The sequence below is a fragment of the Chryseobacterium sp. FH2 genome (genome assembly GCF_001045455.1).
Classification (GTDB): Bacteria; Bacteroidota; Bacteroidia; order Flavobacteriales; family Weeksellaceae; genus Chryseobacterium.
In genome coordinates this window covers 140,234-154,819 of record NZ_LFNE01000006.1, presented here as the reverse complement: position 1 = coordinate 154,819, position 14,586 = coordinate 140,234, and the positions used below count along the sequence as shown (strand labels likewise).

Genomic DNA, 14,586 nt, shown 5'->3' with positions numbered 1-14,586 from the left:
TTCTGCAAATTTACTACAAGTTCTACAAAAAACTATTGCGTGGAATTATAGAATTATATACATTTGTTTTAATATATTCGAGAAATTATAATTTGATGAAAAAACTTTTACTTTTATTTATATTTTTGGGCACTTTTGTTGGTTTTTCCAACAATTTAAAGGCGCAGATAAAAGAACCCGGAGCCTTCTCCCAGAAGTCTGACGATGGTGTTCTTGTGGCTTATCCGAATCCTGCGAAGGACTTTCTTATCTTTAAGGCTAAGGATACTTCGCTGAAGATTAAGAGTGTAACTTTTTATTCTATTTTGGGTACTCAGGTTGCCAACTATTCGGTAAATATGAACTCAGGGGAAGTAAATATTGAAAAATTAAAACCCGGAAAATATTTGATTCGATACATTTTAAGTGACAACACGATGAAGGTTACTCAAATCGTAAAACAATAAAATTAAATCCTGATAATCATCAGGATTTTTTCTTTTAGTAAGATCTGTTTCAATTATTCCGTAACTTTCGGAATATTTTGTACTAATAGTAAAAAAACATTTTAATGCTAAAAGCTGAACATATCAGGAAGACCTATAATGCCGGAAAAAAAGTAGCTTTGGATGACTTCAGCATCCATGTACCAAAAGGCAGCATTTATGGTCTTTTAGGCCCTAACGGAGCAGGGAAAACTTCTTTTATCCGTATCATCAATCAAATCACACAGGCTGACTCAGGAAATGTGCTTATCAACGGAGAAAAGCTCAACCCAAATCATATTAAAGACATTGGCTATATGCCGGAAGAAAGAGGATTGTATAAAAACATGACTGTAGGCGATCAACTTCTTTATTTTGGGGAACTGAAAGGGATGAGCAAAAATGATGCTCTGAATGAAGCCAAGAAATGGTTTGAAAAACTGAATATCGATCAATGGTGGAAAAAAAAGCTTTCCGAATTATCCAAAGGGATGGCTCAGAAAATTCAGTTTGTGGTAACGGTTCTACACAGACCTCATCTTTTAATATTGGATGAACCATTTTCAGGTTTTGATCCTGTAAATGCTAACCTTATCAAAGATCAAATCATTGACCTTAAAAATAATGGGACTACTATTATTCTTTCTACTCACAGAATGGAAAGCGTTGAAGAGATGTGTGATTATGTGGCTTTGATTAATAATTCTAAAAAGGTTCTTGACGGAAGAGTTTTCGATGTAAGAGAAAAATTCAAGAAAAATATTTTTGGAATTACTCTTACCGATATAAATACCGATCGGTTTGAAAGTTTTAAAAATAAATATGAAATTTTCAATTTTTCAAATGACAATAATCTGACTTCATTTGATCTGAAAAATGAAACCGACCAAAATAATATCCTGGTAGATTTGGTAAACGTAGGAAAAGTACGATCATTCGATGAAAGAATTCCGAGTATGAACGAAGTATTTATTAACGCTGTAAGCAATCACTCTTAATCATGAATAATATTTTTTTAATTACAAAAAGAGAATTTCTTACACAGGTTAAGAAAAAATCCTTCATTATATTGACATTATTGGCACCTTTAATGATTATTGCTTTCGGAGCGGTAGTGGGTTTAATGTTTAAAGCTAATGAATCTCACAATATCATTGAAGTGGTAGATAAAAGCGGCTTGTTTAAAAATCAACTAAAATCTGACGACAAACTAAATTATGTTTTTGTTGACAATGCTGACGAGAAGTCTAAAATCAATAATTTAAAAGGAAACGAATCTTTAAATGGTATTTTGATTTTACCTGAATTGAAGAGCCAAAATTTTGATGATTTAGAAAATAATACAAGATTAATTATCAATTCTAAAATTGGTTTTGATACAAAACAAAGAATTGTTTCCGACATTACAAACGTTGTTAAAAAAGAAAAGATCAAACAATTAGGCATTGCTGAAACTCAATTGATCAATCTTGACAAAGGTTTTGCTTTAAAGACAATTAATGTTTCCGAAAATAATAAAGAAGATTCAGACCTCACTTTTGGTGTAAAAACAGGCCTAAGTATGGTTTTAATGTATGTAACTTTCATGTTTATCATTATTTATGGCGTAAGGGTAATGCGAAGTGTCTTAGAGGAAAAAAACAACCGTGTTGTTGAGATTATTATATCTTCCGTAAAGCCTTTTGAGCTCATGATGGGAAAAATTCTGGGGGTAACGATGGTCGCTTTGACTCAGTTTATCATCTGGATAGCAATGTCTGTAATCGGAGCTTTAGTTTTAAACACAGGATTTTCATCAATCCAAAAAAATATTCCCGGTGGAAATGAAGAAATAATGAATAAACTAGATATTGCCCAGATTGCCACTCAGGTTTCCCATAGTTTATTAGAGCTTAATTTTCCGTTGATTATTTGTGTATTTATTATCTATTTCCTTTTGGGATATATTTTTTACAGTTCGATTTATGCAGCTATTGGTTCTGCAGTTGACAATGAAACAGAAACACAGCAATTCACTTTATTTGCTATTTTGCCGTTAATGTTAGGAATGTACGGAAGTTTTTCATTAATGAATAACCCCGATGGCCCGCTTGGTTTCTGGCTGTCGATGATTCCTTTCACATCTCCCGTTGCAATGATTGCGAGAATTCCTTTCGGAGTCCCTATTTGGCAGCTTGTCCTGTCGATTTTGCTACTATTAGGAACAACCGCTTTTATGATATTTGTAGCCGGAAAAATATACCGTGTAGGAATTTTAATGTATGGAAACAAAGCCACCGTAAAAGAGCTTTGGAAATGGATCAGGGGTTAAATAAAACCAACTATAAAATAAAAAAATTCCCGGGAAAATTATCCCCGGGAATTTTTTTGTTCTTAAATGAATAAAATCTTTATTGAAAGATATAAGAAAGGCCTAAACTGATGACCTGCTCAGATTTATTCTTGTCAGACCCGTTTGGTTCTCTTTTAAGACCAGGATATGTATCTGAAATTCCTAAATCATATTTTAAAGCAAGCTCAAGCTGTCTTTTGTAGCTATATCCTATACCTAAACCTATTCCCCAGTTAAAACTTTTTGCTTTACCATTCACTCCCGGATTAGCAGGATCTACTAAATCAGGATCATAATAAGCTCTTTTTAAAGGAGCATTTTTTACATTTTGGCTCAATAAGAAATTGAATCTGGGACCTACTAATCCAAAGAATTCTGATTCTGCTTCAGAAAAATATCCTTTGAAATAAATAGGAACACTTAAATAATCATTGGCATAAACTGCATTATAACCATCAATTCCTTTAGCATCTTTATCCTTTCCTGTTTCTCCAGCGCCATAATATAAAACCTCAGGCTGAAGGAAAAATTGATTTTCTTTTCCCATTGGAATTAAGGCCAAGGCACCTGCCTGAAAAGTAAATCTTGGTCCCGAAGGATTGTGTGCATTTTTCACTCTGGAATAGTTACCTCCTGCTGTAACCCCAAATCTTGTACTACTAAAATCAATTTGTGCGAATGATAAAGTAGAAAAGGCTATAGCCGAGGCTAATAAAAATTTTTTCATATGTTTGTTTTTAAATTATCCTAAAACTTTTGCTACAGTCACGCCAATGTCAGCAGGAGAATCTACAACGTTAATACCGTTTTCTCTCATGATTTCCATTTTAGCCTGAGCTGTATCTTCTGCACCGCCTACGATAGCACCAGCATGTCCCATTGTTCTTCCTTTAGGAGCAGTTTGTCCAGCAATGAAACCAACAACAGGCTTAGTAGAGCCACTAGCTTTGTACCATCTTGCAGCTTCCGCCTCAAGACCCCCACCAATTTCACCAATCATGACAACAGCTTCTGTTTCGGGATCATTGATAAATAATTCTAATGCTTCTTTAGTTGTCGTTCCAATGATTGGGTCACCACCGATACCGATAGCTGTAGAAATACCGTAACCAGCTCTTACAACCTGGTCTGCAGCTTCATAAGTAAGAGTACCAGATTTAGAAACGATACCTACTTTACCTTTTTTGAAAACGAAACCTGGCATAATACCAATTTTAGCTTCTTCAGAAGTAATAATTCCAGGACAGTTTGGACCGATTAATCTGCAGTCTCTGTCAGCAATGTAAGATTTTACTTTCACCATATCCGCAACTGGAATACCCTCAGTAATACATACAATAACCTTGATACCTGCTTCAGCAGCCTCCATAATAGCATCTGCAGCAAATGCAGGTGGTACGAAAATGATACTTACGTTTGCTCCAGCTTTTTCTACAGCATCTGCTACAGTATTGAATACAGGCTTACCTAAGTGCTCGCTACCTCCTTTTCCCGGAGTAACACCACCTACTACGTTTGTTCCGTATTCGATCATCTGGCTTGCATGGAAAGTCCCTTCGTTCCCTGTAAATCCTTGTACAATTACTTTAGAGTCTTTGTTTACTAAAATTGACATTTTATTATAATTTTAATTTATTTATTATTTTTATTAATGCTCACAAATTTACTTATTTTTCTTTGATTTAAGATAAAACTTTCGATTTGTTTATTTGAGATTTCTCAGCTTCACTTCTTTTTTCAGATATGTTTTAAAATCTTCTGCAAACATTCCGATGTAAGTTCCTTTTTCAAGATCTCTGTTGACTCCGGTTTTTCCTAAAAGTACAGATCCGCTTTCAATTTTATTTCCTGAAGCAATACCTACTTGTCCCCATAAAGTCACTTCATGACCAATCACACAGCATCCCGCAACTCCTACCTGAGAAGCAATTAAACATTTTTTTCCGATAATGGTATCATGACCTATCTGAATCTGATTATCCAAAACAGAACCTTCACCAATCACGGTAGAATCTGTTACTCCCCTGTCTATGGTGCAGCCATTTCCGATTTCTACATTATTTTCGATAACAACATTTCCCACGGAAATCAGACGGTCAAAATTGCCATTCAGTTTTCTATAATAAAATGCATCCCCTCCTAAAACCGTATTAGACTGAATAACTACATTATCACCAATCACTGTTCTGTCACCGATCACAACATTCGGAAAAATTATTGTGTTTTTTCCGATTACTACATTATTCCCAATGACGGCAGTACGATGGATTTTTGTTCCTTCTCCAATTTCGACATCATGAAGTTCTTCCGTAAAATTATATATTCTCGTAAAATGAGTATTGATTTTATTAAAATCCCTGAAAGGATCATCAGAAACCAAAAGTGCTTTTCCCTCCGGACAGTCTACTTCTTTATCAATTAAAATAATCGTTGCTGCAGAATGTAAAGCTTTATCGTAATATTTCGGATGATTAACAAAAACTATATCTCCCGGTTTTACCATATGGATTTCGTTAGTTCCTAATACCTCAAAATCTTCAGCACCAACAAATTTTGCTCCGATAATACCGGCAATAGTTTTAAGTTTTTGCGGAGAATGAAATTTCATAAAAATCTATTTTCTTATAAAACAAAATTCGGACTGCGAAAGCAAACCGAATTTATGTAAATTGTATTGTTATTTTACCCTTTCTAAGTAAGAACCGTCTTCTGTGCTCACTTTGATTTTGTCTCCCGGCTCAATGAACAGAGGTACCATTACTCTTGCTCCTGTCTCAACGATAGCGTTTTTAAGAGCATTTGTAGCCGTGTTTCCTTTCACACCCGGATCAGCTTCCACCACCTCTAAATAAACAGACTGTGGTAACTCGGCAGAAAGCGGAGTCTCATCAGCTTCTTTCAAAATGATTGTAACTTCTTCACCCGCTTTCATCAGATTTGAATTTTCAATCATTTCTTTGTTTAGGTATAATTGAGAGAAATCATCATTATTCATGAAGTGAAAACCGTTCTCATCATCATAAAGATACTGGAACTTTCTTGTGATTACTTTTACTTCATCAATTTTGTGACCTGCAGAGAAAGTATTATCAATTACTTTTCCGTTGGTTACAGATTTTAATTTTGTTCTAACGAAAGCAGGACCTTTACCCGGTTTTACGTGTAAGAATTCGATTACTTTGAAAATATCATTGCTATATTCGATGCAAAGTCCTTTTCTGATATCGTTACTTGTTGCCATTAATTTTATTTATTTTCTTTTGTTTAATTTTATTCCCTGACCTTGCCATACTTTATTGAATGAATTAGTTGTATTCATATTATTCTGAAGACTGTTTACATTATTTTGGACTTCAGAATTGTATTGATTGGCACTCCCAAAAGTTGAATTGATATTGTTATCTTTTAGCTTCAAAACACTGTTAAGATTTTTCTTAGCAATAGTATCATTAACCTTATCCACTCTTCTTTCAATAGACGAAACGGTATTTTTTTTCTCAATTTTTAAACCTTCCACTTGCTGCCCCATTACTAAACGAGCATGAAAAAGCATTATTAGAAAGATTATATTTTTCATTTATGCCAATTTTATTATTATTCTTTACCCGTTCCGTATCCTTTTACAATACCTCTTGGAGAATTTTGAATAAACTGAAGAATTTCATCTCTTTCTGCAGTCGGAAGCATTTCCTTTTCAATATATGTTAAAGCCTGTGAAACGTTCATTTTCATTTGAAAGATAGCTCTGTAAACCTTTTGAATTTCGAAAATTTTCTCGTTTGTAAACCCTCTTCTTCTAAGACCCACAGAATTAATACCTGCATAAGAAATGGGCTCTCTACCTACTTTTATATAGGGTGGAATATCTTTTCTAATTAAAGATCCTCCCGAAATCATGGCATGCTTCCCTATTTTTCCGAATTGCTGAACCGCAGATAATCCTCCCATTACAGTAAAATCACCTATTTCTACGTGCCCTGCTATACCACAACCATTTGCAATAATGACATTGTTCCCGATAATACAATCGTGTGCCACATGGGAAGTTGCCATAATTAAACAATTATCACCTACTTTAGTATACCCAAGGGCTTTTGTTCCTTTATTTACAGTAACACATTCTCTTAACGTTGTATTATCACCAATGATTGTCTGTGTATCTTCTCCATCAAATTTAAGATCCTGAGGAATTGCAGAGATGACAGTTCCAGGGAATATTTTGCAATTTTTCCCAATTCTTGCACCATCCATAATGGTTACATTAGAACCAATCCACGTTCCTTCCCCGATTTCCACATCTGCTGCAATTGTAGTAAAAGGTTCTACAATAACGTTTTTGCTAATTTTCGCACGTTTATCTACGGCTGCTAATTGATGAATCATTTAATCAATTTTATTTTTTGCAACTTGAGCCATTAGCTCTGCTTCTACCGCTACGGCATCTCCTACATATCCGTATCCTTGCATATGCACGATACCTCTTCTGATAGGCTCTATAAGCTCAATTTTGAAAATAATAGTATCTCCCGGAACAACTTTTCTTTTGAATTTCACCTTATCAATCTTAATGAAATACGTAGAATAGTTTTCAGGATCCGGAACGCTTGCCAATACCAAAATACCTCCTGTCTGTGCTAAAGCTTCTACTTGTAAAACGCCCGGCATTACAGGTTCTTTAGGAAAATGTCCCACGAAGAAAGGTTCGTTCATTGTTACATTTTTTAAACCTACAACATGAGAGTCTGAAAGCTCAAGAATTTTATCGATTAATAAAAACGGAGGTCTGTGTGGCATCAACTTCATAATTCCGTTGATATCGAAAACAGGTTCTTTTGTCAAATCAAAATCAGGAACATTTTTCTTTTTCTGCAATTTCCACTGGCGATTCAGCTTTTTAGCAAATTGAGTATTTACGTAATGCCCTGGTTTGTTAGCAATTACCTTACCTTTTATTTTCACTCCAGCCAAAGCGAGATCCCCGATTACGTCAAGTAATTTGTGCCTCGCAGCTTCGTTTGGATAGTTTAAATTCAAGTTATCAAGAATACCATTCGGTCTGATAGACACATTGTCTTTACCAAAGGCTTTCTTCAGTTTTTCTGTCGTATCCGGAGTCAGATCTTTATCTACATACACAATTGCATTAGAAATATCACCGCCTTTAATCAAGCCGTGATCCAAAAGCATCTCCAATTCATGTAAAAAACTGAATGTTCTTGCAGATGAAATTTCTTCTTTAAACTCAGAAATATTTTTAAGAGTAGCATTTTGAGTCCCTAAAACTTTAGTCCCAAAATCTACCATCGTTGTAATTTCGTAATTATCTGAAGGAATAATTGTAATCTCTGAACCGGTAGCCGGATCACTATAGGAAAGGACTTCCTTTATCACCAGATATTCTCTGGCAACATTTTGATCTACCACTCCCACACTTTCGATGGCTTCAACAAAGAATTTTGAAGAACCATCTAAAATTGGAGGTTCAGAAGCATCCATTTCCAACATTGCATTGTCAATATCACAACCCACTAAGGCTGCTAAAAGATGCTCACAAGTAGTAATTTTTACTCCTAATTTTTCCAATGTCGTCCCTCTTTCAGTTGCTACAACATAATTTACATCCGCTTCTACCTGAGGATGACCCTCTAAGTCTGTTCTTACAAATACAAAACCTGTATTTTCCTTTGCAGGTTTAATGGTAAGTTTTACTTCTTTACCAGTGTGAAGGCCAATTCCGGAAAGAGTAACCTCCTCCTGAAGTGTTTTTTGCATATCACTCATTAGTTTTATCTTTTGAGTTATTCTCAAGATTATTTATTCTGTTTACGATTTCAGTAAAATTTCTGAAATGGACATAACTTCTAAGGTAATCATTATAGCTTATCGCCGGCGAACCGTATAATGTTTCTTTGTCACTTACGCTGGAATTCACACCACTCTGAGCCTGAATTTTCACCTGATTACCTATTTTAATATGTCCTACAACTCCTACCTGACCGCCAATCTGATTCCAGTCACCAATAACAGTAGAACCTGCAATTCCCGCCTGGGCTGCAATCACATTATTCTGGCCGATTTTCACATTGTGTGCAATCTGGATAAGATTATCTATTTTTGTTCCTTTCCCTATGATTGTAGAACCAATAGTCGCTCTGTCAATACTACAGTTTGAGCCAATTTCAACATCATCTTCAATAATAACATTTCCTAGCTGAGGTATCTTTTTGAAACCTTCTGCTGTCGGCTGAAAACCAAATCCGTCACCACCTACAACGGTGTTAGAATGAATCACACAATTATCACCAATGATACAGTAGTCATAGATTCTGGCTCCACTATCAATTTTACAGTTTTTACCAATCTTTACCCCTTTTCCAATATATACCTGTGGGTAAATCTGTGTTCCATCACCTATTTTAGCCTTTTCAGAAACATAAGTAAATGCACCTATGTAGACTTGTTCGCCTATCGTTGCAGTAGAATGAATAGAAGAACCATCTTCTATCCCATCTTTTCTTCCCTGCATTTCCTGATACAGATTCATTAAAACCTGAAAAGAAAGATAAGCATCTTTTACGGCAATTATGGTAGGATTATAATTATCTTTTACTATAAGATTTTCAGAAACAATAAGTACAGAACATCTTGAAGTGTCCAAAAAATGAGAAAATCTATCTTGAGCTATAAAAGAAAGATGTCCTGACTCCCCATTTTCAATTGGTGAAACCCCAGTAATAAGTGCATTGTCGTCACCTATTATTTTTCCGTCAATAAAACTTGCAATTTGCGAAGCTGTAAATTCCATATTCTGCAAAGATAAGAAATTCTATAATTCGCAAACATTTTTTAGTTTTCGGATAGTGAATTTTAATATACTTTAAGATTTTATATCATCAAATTCTCTGGGAAATGTCAAAATATACCTGGTTGTTTTATTTACGATAAGCCCTGACAGAAGCTGATCTTCCGATTCTTCGAGTCTCAGTTTTGCGCCGTTTTTCTGAAGCAAATAAATAGGTTGTTTTTCTGTATCATAAGGCAAAAGTTTTCTTTTAATCTCATGTACCAGTTCATGTCCATTATTAATTCCTAAAATTTCGTTGGTGATTTTTATTTTTTCCTCAATGAATTTTTCTTCAAAAGGATGCGAAGAAATAATTGTTTTAGGTAAATTTCGCTGAATCACGCATTTACACCAATAAGATAAAATAAAGTCCTCAGAATTTTGCCAATTTTTCATTGCCTGAATCACATCATTATCATCAAGCTGAGTAAATCTCTCAACGTCTTCATCCGAAGCTGCTGCTTTACCTCTCTGTAAAAAATATTTTAGGTTTTCAGAAGCTGGTAAATCAATTCCCTTAGAAACAAGATATTTTGCTCTCTCTAAAATCTTAACTAAAATAAACTCAGCCAATGCAGATGTTTTGTGATAGTACACCTGCCAATACATAAACATTCTGGCCGTCAGGAAATTTTCAATAGAATAGACTCCTTTTGCATCAATTACCAATTCTCCTTCTTCACAAACATTCATCATGGAAATAATTCTCTGTGTATTAATATTTCCTTCAGAAACTCCCGTAAAAAAACTGTCTCTGTTTAAATAATCAAGCCTGTCAACATCTAATTGAGAAGAAATAAGCTGATTAAAAAACTTTCTATGATATTTCCCCTGAAACATCTCAATGGCAGTTGATAATTCACCTCCAAACTCATCATTTAATCTATTCATTAATAAAAGTGAAAGTTTTTCATGATGCCAATCATCCATCAGCATATTTTCCAAGGCATGAGAAAAAGGACCATGGCCAATGTCATGCATTAAAATCGCCAACATTGCCCCTTTTTCTTCTTCTATGGAAATTTCTACTCCTTTTTGCTTCAATGTTTCCAATGCTGTAAACATCAAATGCATCGCACCAATGGCATGATGAAATCTCGTATGTGTCGCTCCCGGAAAAATAAGATTCAAAAGCCCGGTCTGTCCTATCCTTCTCAATCTTTGAAAATAAGGATGCTCGATAATATCAAATAAAATTTCGTGTGGAATCTTGATAAAGCCGTGAACAGGATCGTTGATGATTTTTAGCTTATTCTGCATTGAAAAGTTCAGTATTAGTAAACAAATTTAGGGAATTTTAATGTTAGGTTTGATTAAATTACTATTAAAGATTAACATTTTCCTTTCATCTTAAAACAAAAGTTCTACACTCGTGAAATTCTTATTATTCAATTTTCCTTAGCATTCAACCAGTGCAATTTTTATTTTCTTTTCTATTTTATTGGGAGCTGTCAAGCCAAATGGTTTTCTATACTTCATTCTATTCATTTTTTTAATGTCTCTATTTCATAGGTCGTTTTGATTATCTTTGTATTAAAACCATCATCTTTCAATGAGAAAACTCTCACTTTTAATCATATTCATTTTAAGTTTAAATTTTTCTGCTCAGGCAGTTTCGGAGACTCAAAAATTGGAATCGCTTTGTAAAGTCTGGGGATTTTTAAAATACTACCATCCGAATGTTTCAAAAGGAAACTTCAATTGGGATGAACAACTGTTTCAAAAAATCAGTGAACTTAAAAAAATCAACGATAAAAGCCAATTGAACGAATTATATTCAAGCTGGATTGAAAGCTTAGGAAAAGTTGATAAATGTAAAGAATGTTTACAAGAAGAAAACAAAACCTATTTTTTAAAAAACTTTGATTTAAATTGGATAAACGATAAAAGTTTATTTTTTGAAAATACTTCAGAGAAACTTAAATATATTCAAAACAACAGAAACATTGGCGAAAATAATTATTTCGGAAAAGATGACAGAAAAGTTTTTTTTAGAAATGAAAATTCTTATGGTTCTAAATTTACATCAACGCAGATTTGCCTTTTAGAATTATTCAGATATTGGAATTATGTGGAATATTTTTTTCCTTACAAATATAAAACTGATGAAAACTGGAATAACGTTTTAACGCAAATGATTCCAAAATTTCTTTCTGTTAATACCGATGAAAATTATCATCTCGCTTTAGCTGAATTGGTTACAAAAACTGATGATTCTCATGCTTATTTATTTTCTCCTTTGATCACTTTAAATCAGTACGGAAAGAGAAAAGTCCCCGTGGAATATTCTTATGCAGAAGGAAAATTGATTGTTACCAAAATTAACGCAACTAAATTCAATGAAGCAAATTTATTAAAAACCGGTGATGTAATTTATGATGTTGATGGTTTGACCATTTCACAAAAGGTAAATGCTTTTGGAAAATATATTCCCGCTTCCAACACTTGGGGGAAAATTAAGAAGGTGAAAAATCTTTTTCTTTTTTCGAATAATGATTCAATTAATATCAGGCTGGAAAGAGATGGGGAAAACTTGGAATTAAAAGTTAAAACCTATCTTTTAAAGGATATTATTAATGAAAAGCCGATCGTTTCAGAAAAATGGAAATTGATTGATGATGGAAGGAAAATAGGATATGTCAATATGGGAATTATTGAAAGGAAAGATTTGGATGAAATGTATAAAAGTCTGCAATCAACCGAATCTATTATTTTTGATTTAAGAAACTATCCCAAACAGACTATTTTACCATTAAGCAAAATACTTTTACCCGAAAATACTATTTACTATCAGTTTAATTTTCCTGAAACGAGATATTTAAGCAAGTTTTACAGCAGGAAAAATCATATTGGAACGCATAATCCCGATTATTATAAAGGAAATGTCATTGTTTTAGTTGATGAAAATACCCAAAGTCAAGCTGAAACTACAGCAATGATGTTTAAACAACATCCAAAAGCGAAAATTATCGGCAGTAATACCGCCGGGGCAAATGGTGATATTATCAGTTTCAGAATTGCAGGATTAGCAACGAGCTTCACAGGAATCGGAGCATATTATCCTGACGGAAAAGAAACACAAAGGATTGGGATAATTCCTGATATTATTATAAAACCTACCCTTCAAGGAATAATAAAAGGTAAGGATGAACTCTTGGAAAGAGCTTTGGAATATTTAAAAACAGGGCTGTAAAATTGAAAAATTTATACATATATTTATATAGTTTTCATTTAACTAATATTTAACTTTTTTATTGACCTCTTTTGCTGATTTTAAAAAGATTTGGTCAACAATTTGATACTATAACCATGTAAAAAAATAAATTATGTCGGAAAAGATATTATGGATCGATGATGAAATAGATTTACTTAAACCTCATATCGTATTCTTAGAAAAAAAAGGTTATCAGGTAACTCCTGTTAACAACGTTAATGAGGCCTTAGAATTGATGGATTCTGAAAAATTTGCATTAACACTTATTGATGAAAATATGCCGGGAATTTCCGGATTAGAAGCTATACCCATGATTAAAGAAAAAGACAATTCTTTAAAAATAGTGATGGTAACGAAAAGTGAAGAAGAACATATTATGGAAGAGGCAATCGGGTCTCAGATTGCAGATTATATTTTGAAACCGGTAAATCCCAACCAGATTTTACTTTCGCTAAAGAAAAACCTTCAGGAAGATAATTTAGTTGAACAAAAAACCATCTTACAATATCAACAGGAATTCAGAAACCTGTCTATGGAGCTTTCTTATTTGAAAACATATCAGGAATGGGCGGATTATTATAAGAAAATTGTCAACTGGGAGCTTAAATTTGACAAAGTAACAGATAATGAATTTGCAGACCTTTTGCAATCACAGAAAGAAGAGGCCAATATACAGTTCGCAAAATTCATTGAAAACAATTATGAAGACTGGTTACAAAATTCTGATAAGCCAATCATGAGCCATACTCTTTTCAAAGAAAAAATAAAACCTGAAGTTGAAAAAGAGAAAGTATTTTTATTAATGGTTGACAATCTGCGTTATGATCAGTGGAAAGTAATCGAACCATTATTTACAAAATATTACAACAAGGTTTCAGAAGACTATTATTACAGTATCCTTCCGACTGCCACTCAATATGCCAGAAACTCTTTTTTTGCAGGTTTAATGCCTTCCGAAATCGAAAAACGTTTTCCGGATAAATGGTTTAATGATAATGAGGACGGAAATAAAAATGAATTTGAGCGTGATTTTTTGGAGGATCAGATGAAGAGAATTGGTCTGGGTTCAAAATCAATGAAATATTTAAAAGTTTTAAATGCTGATTTTGAAAGAAAAATCTACGATGATTTTAATCAGCATAAAAACAATGATTTATTGGTAATTGTTTATAACTTTATCGATATTCTTTCTCATGCGAAAACAGATAATCATATTGTTGACCAACTGATTCGGGATGATAAAACTTTCCGCTCATTAACGTATAATTGGTTTGAAAATTCTTCCATACTAAAGATTATTAAATTAGCAGCAGAGAGTGGTTTCAAATTAGTCATTACAACCGACCACGGTACAGTCTATGTAAAAAAACCAAGCAAAGTAGTGGGTGACAGAGAAACATCTACTAATATTCGTTATAAAACCGGTAAAAGCTTAACGTACGACAGCAGTGATGTTTGGGCTGTTACAAATCCTGAAAAGCTGTTTTTACCAAAAGGCAATTTAAGCTCAAAGTATATTTTTGCCAAAAACAATATTTTCCTTGCATATCCTAAGAACTATAATCATTTTGTAAACTATTATAAAGAAACTTATCAGCACGGTGGTATTTCTCTCGAAGAATGTATTATACCTATCAGTATTTTAGAACCCAAGTAGTTTTTTTCATAGTTTATTTAATTTTGGGTTTAGGCGGAAAAAATCAATTGATTTTTTCCGCCTCTTTTTATATTT

The 14,586-nt window shown here is 33.5% G+C and carries 14 protein-coding genes; 5 read left to right on the top strand and 9 right to left on the bottom strand.

Translation table 11 applies throughout. The features are described from left to right. The first annotated feature begins 95 nt into the window (after positions 1-95). From ACM39_RS11335 to ACM39_RS11325, 3 genes are all read left to right on the top strand, one after another. On the top strand, positions 96-446 hold the full coding sequence (locus ACM39_RS11335) for a T9SS type A sorting domain-containing protein (RefSeq protein WP_048511158.1): 351 nt from the start codon (positions 96-98) through the stop codon (positions 444-446). Positions 447-550: 104 nt separating this feature from the next. Continuing rightward, positions 551-1,462: an ABC transporter ATP-binding protein gene (locus tag ACM39_RS11330; RefSeq protein ID WP_048511157.1), complete on the top strand. Its 912-nt coding sequence runs from the start codon at positions 551-553 to the stop codon at positions 1,460-1,462. A gap of 2 nt (positions 1,463-1,464) precedes the next feature. Further along, positions 1,465-2,775: an ABC transporter permease gene (locus tag ACM39_RS11325; RefSeq protein ID WP_048511156.1), complete on the top strand. Its 1,311-nt coding sequence runs from the start codon at positions 1,465-1,467 to the stop codon at positions 2,773-2,775. Between the two features lie 79 nt (positions 2,776-2,854). Here the strand turns inward: ACM39_RS11325 and ACM39_RS11320 are convergent, their stop codons facing one another. From ACM39_RS11320 to ACM39_RS11280, 9 genes are all read right to left on the bottom strand, one after another. Continuing rightward, complete coding sequence (locus ACM39_RS11320; RefSeq protein ID WP_048511155.1) at positions 2,855-3,523, bottom strand: porin family protein; 669 nt, start codon at positions 3,521-3,523, stop codon at positions 2,855-2,857. A 15-nt stretch (positions 3,524-3,538) separates the two neighbouring features. After that, positions 3,539-4,411 (bottom strand): succinate--CoA ligase subunit alpha, encoded by an 873-nt coding sequence (gene sucD, locus ACM39_RS11315; protein ID WP_048511154.1) that lies wholly within the window; start codon positions 4,409-4,411, stop codon positions 3,539-3,541. A 90-nt stretch (positions 4,412-4,501) separates the two neighbouring features. Next, positions 4,502-5,404, bottom strand: coding sequence for an LpxD N-terminal domain-containing protein (locus ACM39_RS11310; protein ID WP_048511153.1), 903 nt, complete (start codon positions 5,402-5,404; stop codon positions 4,502-4,504). Between the two features lie 69 nt (positions 5,405-5,473). After that, on the bottom strand, positions 5,474-6,037 hold the full coding sequence (gene efp, locus ACM39_RS11305; protein ID WP_048511152.1) for an elongation factor P: 564 nt from the start codon (positions 6,035-6,037) through the stop codon (positions 5,474-5,476). Positions 6,038-6,046: 9 nt separating this feature from the next. Continuing rightward, entirely contained in the window at positions 6,047-6,373 is a 327-nt protein-coding gene (locus ACM39_RS11300) for a hypothetical protein (protein WP_228377104.1), read from the bottom strand. A 17-nt stretch (positions 6,374-6,390) separates the two neighbouring features. Then, entirely contained in the window at positions 6,391-7,179 is a 789-nt protein-coding gene (lpxA, locus tag ACM39_RS11295; protein ID WP_048511150.1) for an acyl-ACP--UDP-N-acetylglucosamine O-acyltransferase, read from the bottom strand. Continuing rightward, a complete protein-coding gene (locus ACM39_RS11290) occupies positions 7,180-8,577 on the bottom strand; it encodes a bifunctional UDP-3-O-[3-hydroxymyristoyl] N-acetylglucosamine deacetylase/3-hydroxyacyl-ACP dehydratase (protein WP_048511149.1) in 1,398 nt (465 codons plus the stop codon). After that, entirely contained in the window at positions 8,570-9,601 is a 1,032-nt protein-coding gene (gene lpxD / locus ACM39_RS11285) for a UDP-3-O-(3-hydroxymyristoyl)glucosamine N-acyltransferase (protein ID WP_048511148.1), read from the bottom strand. The genes ACM39_RS11290 and lpxD overlap by 8 nt, the downstream gene beginning before the upstream one ends. 72 nt (positions 9,602-9,673) lie before the next feature. Continuing rightward, positions 9,674-10,900 carry an HD domain-containing protein gene (locus ACM39_RS11280; RefSeq protein WP_048511147.1) on the bottom strand — a complete coding sequence of 409 codons (1,227 nt, stop codon included), beginning with the start codon at positions 10,898-10,900 and terminating at the stop codon, positions 9,674-9,676. A gap of 292 nt (positions 10,901-11,192) precedes the next feature. Between ACM39_RS11280 and ACM39_RS11275 the strand changes: the two genes are divergently transcribed. Then, positions 11,193-12,833, top strand: coding sequence for a S41 family peptidase (locus ACM39_RS11275; RefSeq protein ID WP_048511146.1), 1,641 nt, complete (start codon positions 11,193-11,195; stop codon positions 12,831-12,833). 133 nt (positions 12,834-12,966) lie between these two features. Then, on the top strand, positions 12,967-14,511 hold the full coding sequence (locus ACM39_RS11270; protein WP_048511145.1) for a PglZ domain-containing protein: 1,545 nt from the start codon (positions 12,967-12,969) through the stop codon (positions 14,509-14,511). Positions 14,512-14,586: the final 75 nt, after the last annotated feature.